This is a genomic window from Alcanivorax sp. HI0044 (assembly GCF_001634945.1).
In genome coordinates, this window is the sequence record NZ_LWEZ01000964.1 from 1 (window position 1) to 6799 (window position 6799).

Here is a 6799-nt window from a genome sequence, read left to right on the forward strand (position 1 = left end):
GCCCCTTGCGCTAGGTTACACATGCTTGTCGGGGCGCACCTGAACGCTGGCTTGCTAGGTATCGTCGGTCTGAGGTGCAACTCAGCCGATGGATTCTTTATCGGCGTATGAATAGGTGCGGGGTGGGGCCAAATCTCCTACCGTCTGTACCCTTGGGTCAGATGCTCCTTTGGTCCCTCCACCCCGGCAAGTCCTGCATGGTTGCAGGAAGAGCATTCAAACATACAAGTACCTCTCGAGGTGCGAACCGCGCGTGAGCGCGAAAGTTGGCCGAAGCGTTGTCAGGGATTGACCGCGCTGTGCTGCTCCAGCGCCCACAACACATGTTCGCGCACGGTTTCATCTGGGTAATCCATCCGGGAGTTCAACGCCTGCACGATGTCCTCGGTGGTGGGCGCATTGCCCAGCGCCACGGCAATATTGCGCAGCCATTTCAGATACCCGGCACGACGAATCGCCGATCCCGCCGTGCGTTCCAGAAATTCCTCTTCGCTCCATGAAAACAGTGAGACCAGGTCGCTGTCGCCGAGCCCGTGGCGGGGGTGGAAATCGGTTTCGCCGGTGTGCTGGGCAAAACGATTCCAGGGGCACATGAGCTGGCAGTCATCGCAGCCGAAAATACGGTTGCCGATGCCTTTGCGCAGGTTTTCGGGAATGCTGCCTTCGTGTTCGATGGTCAGGTAGGAAATGCAACGTCGGGCATCCAGCTCGTACGGCGCCACAATGGCATCGGTGGGGCAGACGGTGATGCAGGCTTTACACTTGCCGCAATGGTCATCGCCGGGGGTGTCCACCGGCAAGGCAATGTCGGTGTAGATTTCCCCCAGGAAAAACCAGCTGCCCGCTTCCCGGTTCAACACCAGGGTGTGCTTGCCCTGCCAGCCCAGCCCGGCTTTCGCCGCCAGCGGTTTTTCCATTACCGGGGCGCTGTCCACAAAGGCCCGTGCCAGCTCACTGTCGGCAACTGCCTCGCGAATGCGGCTGGCCAGAATTGCCAGGCGCTTGCGGATCAGCTTGTGATAGTCACGGCCCAGCGCATAGCGGGACACATAGGCCTTGTCTTTCTGTTGCAGCAATTTCACCGGCTGGGTGTCCGGGGGCAGGTAATCCATGCGCGCGGAAATCACCCGCAGGGTGCCCGGTTCCAGCTCCTCCGGGCGAAAGCGCTTGTTGCCGTGGGCTGACATCCACTCCATTTGCCCCTGATACCCTTTCGCCAGCCACGCTTTCAATTGTGCTTCTTCGGCGTGCAGATCCGTATCGGCAATACCGATTTGCTGGAAGCCGAGTTCGCGGCCCCATTGCTGGATTTGGGCTTTCAGTTGATTCAGATCCATGACGTTTCGGGGCAACCGGCTCTCGTGCGTATAATGGCGGGAAATGTGTTGTGGCGCCCCGGTAAACGGGAGGCGCACGAAATAACGCGAAGGATAACAGGTGACCGAGCTACCTGCTGCTTTATACACCGCGGCGCAGACCCGCGAGCTGGACCGACTGGCCATTGCCGCCGGCACCCCGGGCGCCGAGCTGATGGAGCGGGCCGGGCAGGCGGCCTTTGATGCCCTCTGCGAGCGCTGGCCCCAAGCCGGCAAGCTGGCGATATTGTGTGGCGGCGGCAACAACGGTGGCGATGGCTATGTGGTGGCGCGGCTGGCGGCGGAGGCCGGCCTGCAGTCGCAGATCTGGTTTACCACTGCACCGGATCAGCTCAAGGGCGATGCCCTGACCATGGCCCGGCGCTGTCAGGCCGTCGGCATTCCCATGCAACCGCTCACCCAGGCCGACCTGCCGCATTCTGCGGACCTATTGGTCGATGGTCTGCTGGGCACCGGCCTCAAAGGTCCGTTGCGTGATGACGTGGCCGCGTTGTTGCGCGCCCTGAATGGGTTGTCGCTTCCGGTGCTGGCGCTGGATATTCCTTCGGGGCTCAGCGCCGACAGCGGCATGCCCCTGGGGCCAGTATTGCAGGCGGAGATGACCTGTACCTTTATTGGTCTTAAACGGGGTCTGCTCACCGGCGAAGGGCCGTTGCATTGCGGTGCGCTGCGTTTTTTCGATTTGCAGGTGGGGCGAGATATTTACGCCCAGATGCAGCCGGACTGCCTAAGCCCCGGCGCCGAGACGCTACAGCACCGTTTGCCCGCCCGCCGGGTAGATGGCCACAAGGGCCATTACGGCCATGTGCTGGTGATCGGTGGCGATCATGGTTTTGCCGGCGCGCCGGTCATGAGTGCCCAGGCCGCCGCCCGTTGCGGGGCTGGCAAGGTGTCGTTGATTACACGCCCGGCCCATGTGGCGGTGGCTTTGATCCGCCAGCCGGAAATCATGGTACGCGGGGTGGATCGCCCGGAAGACGCTGTTGCGCTGATGGAGGCGGCCACGGTGATTGCCATTGGCCCCGGGTTGGGGCTGGATGCGTGGGGCCGAGGCTTGCTGGATGCGGCACTGGCAACGGGCAAGCCGATGGTGGTGGACGCGGATGCCCTGACCCTGATCGCCGGGCAGGCGGATATCGGCACGGCGGATTGGGTGCTCACTCCGCACCCGGGTGAAGCGGGCCGGCTGTTGGGAGTGTCCGCTGGCGACATTCAGCAGGACCGGTTTGCCGCATTGGACAGTCTGTCTGCTCGCTATGGCGGTACCGTGCTGCTCAAGGGGCTGGGTACCCTGGTGCAGGGCGAGCCCGCAGAGGCCGGGCCGGGCCGGGCGCTGATTCGCGATGGCAACCCGGGCATGGCGTCCGGAGGCATGGGCGATGTGCTCACCGGGGTGATTGCCGCCTTGCGGGCCCAGGGGCTGAGCGGGTTTGATGCGGCTCGCCTGGGTGCCATGGTGCACGCCCGGGCGGCGGACCACTGTGCGGCGGCGCAGGGTGAGCGGGGCTTGCTGGCTACCGATTTGCTCGGGGCGTTGCGCCAGCAATTGAACCACAGGCTGCAAGGCCATGAATTGCCGCAAGGGGCAGACAAGCAATGAGCCAGGAGTTTTACGATTTGCCGGATGAAGCGGCAACCTTGTCATTGGGCGCTGATCTGGGCCACCGCTTGGCGGCGGGCGGCTGCGTTTATCTCGAAGGTGACCTGGGCGCGGGGAAAACCACCCTGGTTCGCGGTATGCTCCGTGGCCTGGGGCATGAAGGGGCCGTAAAGAGCCCGACCTATACCATTGTGGAACCCTACGAGATTGCTGGCGTCCATATCTATCACTTTGACCTGTATCGCCTGGCCGACCCGGAAGAACTGGAGCTGATTGGCGTGCGGGATTATTTCGATGCCGGCTCCCTGTGTTTGCTGGAATGGCCGGAGCGGGGCGCGGGAGTGGTGCCAACGCCGGATTTGACCATTACACTGGCCGTGCATGGCCACGGAAGAAAAGCGACCCTGGAATGGGTTGGTGACTAAACGCCTATGACTAAACGTTTATGACGACTCGCATTCACAACAAGAAAACCGTATCGGTATTTTTCTTCACTCTGGCAGCGTTGTGCTGGAGTTCGCTGGCGCTTGCCCAGACCACCATCGATTCCGTGCGCCTGCACCGGGCGCCGGACCACACCCGGATCGTGTTCGATTTGCCCGCGCCGGTGGATCACAAACTCGACAAGCTGGCCAACCCGGATCGTGTTGTGCTCGATCTGCAAGACGCGGCGCTGGATTTCGACGTGAAAACGCTGGATTACGCCAGCAGCCCCATTGCCAATATCCGGGTAGGCAAGCACACCGATAAAACCCGGGTGGTGCTGGACATGAAAGAGTCCGTGCGCACCCGCACCAATCTGCTCAAACCCATTGAGCCCCACGGCTGGCGGCTGGTGGTGGACCTGTTCGACAAGGAACTGCAAACCGCCAAAACCGACAAGCCCAAGCCGCAAAAGCCGGTAGAGCCCAAGGCGCAGCGGTTGATGATTGTGGCCATTGATGCGGGGCACGGCGGGGAAGATCCGGGTGCCCGCGGCCCCAGTGGCACCTATGAAAAGACCATTGTTCTGCAGATTGCCAAAAAGCTGGAAGCGCTGGTTAATGACAAGGCCGGCATGCGGGCGGTGATGGTGCGCGATGGCGATTACTACGTGCCTCTGGTCGAGCGCCGCAAGATCGCCCGGGAAAAACACGGTGCGGATGTGTTTGTCTCTATTCACGCGGATGCCTTCACCGACGCCCGCGCCCATGGCGCCTCGGTGTTTGCCCTGTCCAACCGGGGGGCCACCAGTGCCCGGGCCCGCTATCTTGCCAAGATCGCCAACGAGTCTGACCGCGTAGCCGGGGTGTATGAAGAAGAGGAAGACGACAGTTCGTTATACAGCGTGCTGGCGGATCTACAGATGAACGGCTCCATGGCCGGCAGTCTCTATCTGGGCCGCCAGGTGCTGCTGGAAATGGGTAAAGTCACCAAGCTGCATGGTAACCGCGACAAAGTGGAACAAGCGGGCTTTGCGGTGCTGAAAGAGCCGGAAATGGTCTCCATCCTTGTGGAAACCGGTTTTATCTCCAACCCCACCGAAGAGCGGAATTTGCGCTCCTCGGCGCACCAGACCAAGCTGGCACGCTCGGTGCTTAACGGCATTGACGCCTATTTCCGCAGCCACCCGGCACCCAATAGCTGGTATGCGGCCCAGCGCCGTGAGCAGGGTGATGAGTATCGTATTCAGCCCGGTGATACACTGTCGGAAATTGCCCGGCAGTACAGTGTTTCCGAGCAGTCTATCCGCTCGGCCAACGGTATGGATGGTGACCGGATCATGGTCGGCCAGGTACTGAAAATTCCGCGTTCATAATATTCCGCTGGCATGCAGCACGCATCATGTCGGCACGCTAAACGCCAGGCGTGCCGGGTGAGCGTTGTGTGTCGGGACAGATAACTTTCTAAAGGATTTGTTTTGTCCAAGATTCAGCTGCTTGATTCCCGCCTTGCTAACCAGATTGCCGCCGGTGAAGTGGTTGAACGTCCTGCGTCTGTGCTCAAGGAATTGCTGGAAAATGCGCTGGATGCCGGCTCGGAATCCATCAGCGTGGATGTGGAGCAGGGCGGGGTGAAACTGGTGCGGGTGCGCGATAACGGTAACGGCATCGAACGTGATGATTTGCCGCTGGCCCTGTCCCGGCACGCCACCAGCAAGATTCGCGGCCTCGATGATCTGGAAGCCATCGGCACGTTGGGCTTTCGCGGGGAAGCGCTGGCGGCGATCAGCTCCGTCTCTCGATTGAGCCTGGCCAGTAACGTGGAAGGCGAAGCGGAAGGCTGGCAAGTGACCGTGGAAGGGCGCGATATGGCGCCGACGGTATCGCCGGCGGGGCACCCCCGTGGCACCACCGTGACCATGCGTGACCTGTTTTTTAATACCCCGGCCCGACGCCGGTTCCTGCGCACCGAAAAAACCGAATTCAATCATCTCGAAGAAGTGTTTCGGCGCATTGCCCTGAGTGAATTCAATACCGCGTTTCGTCTCACCCATAACCAGAAAGTGATTCACCAGTTGCCCGCCGGGCTGGATGACACCCTGCGGGCGGCGCGGGTGGCCAAGCTGTGTGGCAAGGGTTTCATGGAGCAGGCGGTGGCCGTGGACGTGGAGCGCGATGGCTTGCGTCTGCACGGCTGGATGGGCCTGCCCACGTTTTCCCGCTCCCAGGCGGACCTGCAATATTTCTATGTGAATGGCCGGGTGATTCGCGACAAGGTGGTCAGCCATGCGGTGCGCCAGGCGTATGCGGATGTGCTCTACCACGGCCGCCACCCGGCCTATGTACTGTTTCTGGAGCTGGACCCGGCCATGGTGGATGTGAACGTTCACCCCACCAAACACGAAGTGCGTTTCCGCGAACAACGGATGGTACATGGTTTTCTGTATAGCTCATTGCATCGCGCCATTGCCGGGGTACGTCCGGGGCAGGAGCTGGCCGGTTCCGTGGTCGATGAAGGGGCGCCAGCCGCCGGCATGGATACAGCCATGGCGCCCAGTCAGGGCAATATGTCGCTGTCTGCGCCAGCGGGTGCGGGGATGTCTTCCCTGTCTAGCCCGGCCGGCCACGCCTACCCGCCCGGCGGCGGTGCGTTTGGCTATGGCCAGGGTCAGCGGCAGGCCGATGCCTACGGGGCCCTGGTGGGACAGCAGGTCAGAGAATCAGCGCCGTCGGTGATGCCGCCGGCCAGCGACAACGAAACCGTGCCGCCGCTGGGCTATGCGGTGGCGCAGCTGCACGGCATTTTTATTTTGGCGGAAAACCAGCAGGGCATGGTGGTGGTGGATATGCATGCCGCCCACGAACGGATTACCTATGAGCGGCTCAAGCAGAGCTGGGCGGACGACAAGGTGCGCAGCCAGCCATTGCTGGTGCCGGTGTCGCTGGCGGTGTCGTCCCGTGAAGCGGATTTTGCCGAGCAGCAGCCGGAGGTGTTTTCCCGGCTGGGGTTCGGTGTCGAGCGCGCCGGGCCGGAAACCCTGGTGGTGCGCGAAGTGCCGGCCTTGCTGCGCAACGGTGACAGCGAATCCATGGTTCGCGATGTGTTGTCGGATTTGTTGGCGCAAGGCAGTAGTGAACGTATTGCCCAGAAGCTGGATGAGCTGCTGTCCACCATGGCCTGCCACGGCAGTGTGCGCGCCAATCGTCGCCTGACGATCCCGGAAATGAATGCCCTGTTGCGCGACATGGAGGCCACAGAGCGCTCCGGCCAGTGCAACCACGGCCGCCCCACCTGGACCCAGATGAGCATCAAGGATCTGGATCGCCTGTTTATGCGGGGGCAGTGATGAACGTCGGACGCCAGACGCCGGACTGAGCCGATTTCACGTTGGGCGTCCGGC

5 protein-coding genes are annotated in these 6799 nt (G+C 61.9%); 4 read left to right on the forward strand and 1 reads right to left on the reverse strand.

Annotation, left to right across the window (positions count from 1 at the left end; all coding sequences use genetic code 11):
* Positions 1-281 precede the first annotated feature (281 nt).
* Positions 282-1337, reverse strand: coding sequence for a tRNA epoxyqueuosine(34) reductase QueG (gene queG, locus A3730_RS11330; protein WP_063520899.1), 1056 nt, complete (start codon positions 1335-1337; stop codon positions 282-284).
* Between the two features lie 100 nt (positions 1338-1437).
* On the opposite strand from queG, the gene A3730_RS11335 reads away from it, so the two are divergent.
* The 4 genes from A3730_RS11335 to mutL all read left to right on the forward strand — a co-directional run bounded on the left by A3730_RS11335 (position 1438) and on the right by mutL (position 6745).
* Positions 1438-2976: a bifunctional ADP-dependent NAD(P)H-hydrate dehydratase/NAD(P)H-hydrate epimerase gene (locus tag A3730_RS11335; RefSeq protein ID WP_063520900.1), complete on the forward strand. Its 1539-nt coding sequence runs from the start codon at positions 1438-1440 to the stop codon at positions 2974-2976.
* Positions 2973-3401, forward strand: a complete 429-nt coding sequence (tsaE, locus tag A3730_RS11340) for a tRNA (adenosine(37)-N6)-threonylcarbamoyltransferase complex ATPase subunit type 1 TsaE (protein ID WP_063520901.1) — start codon at positions 2973-2975, stop codon at positions 3399-3401. The genes A3730_RS11335 and tsaE overlap by 4 nt, the downstream gene beginning before the upstream one ends.
* Before the next feature lie 20 nt (positions 3402-3421).
* Positions 3422-4774, forward strand: coding sequence for an N-acetylmuramoyl-L-alanine amidase (locus tag A3730_RS11345; RefSeq protein WP_082872346.1), 1353 nt, complete (start codon positions 3422-3424; stop codon positions 4772-4774).
* A 102-nt stretch (positions 4775-4876) separates the two neighbouring features.
* Positions 4877-6745, forward strand: coding sequence for a DNA mismatch repair endonuclease MutL (gene mutL / locus A3730_RS11350; protein WP_063538091.1), 1869 nt, complete (start codon positions 4877-4879; stop codon positions 6743-6745).
* Positions 6746-6799 lie beyond the last annotated feature (54 nt).

Bases quoted from the DNA above. Each gene is read 5' to 3' on its own strand.
- A3730_RS11345 (WP_082872346.1), top strand. From the start codon at position 3,422: ATGACGACTCGCATTCACAACAAGAAAACCGTATCGGTATTTTTCTTC.
- queG (WP_063520899.1), bottom strand. From the start codon at position 1,337: ATGGATCTGAATCAACTGAAAGCCCAAATCCAGCAATGGGGCCGCGAA.
- tsaE (WP_063520901.1), top strand. From the start codon at position 2,973: ATGAGCCAGGAGTTTTACGATTTGCCGGATGAAGCGGCAACCTTGTCA.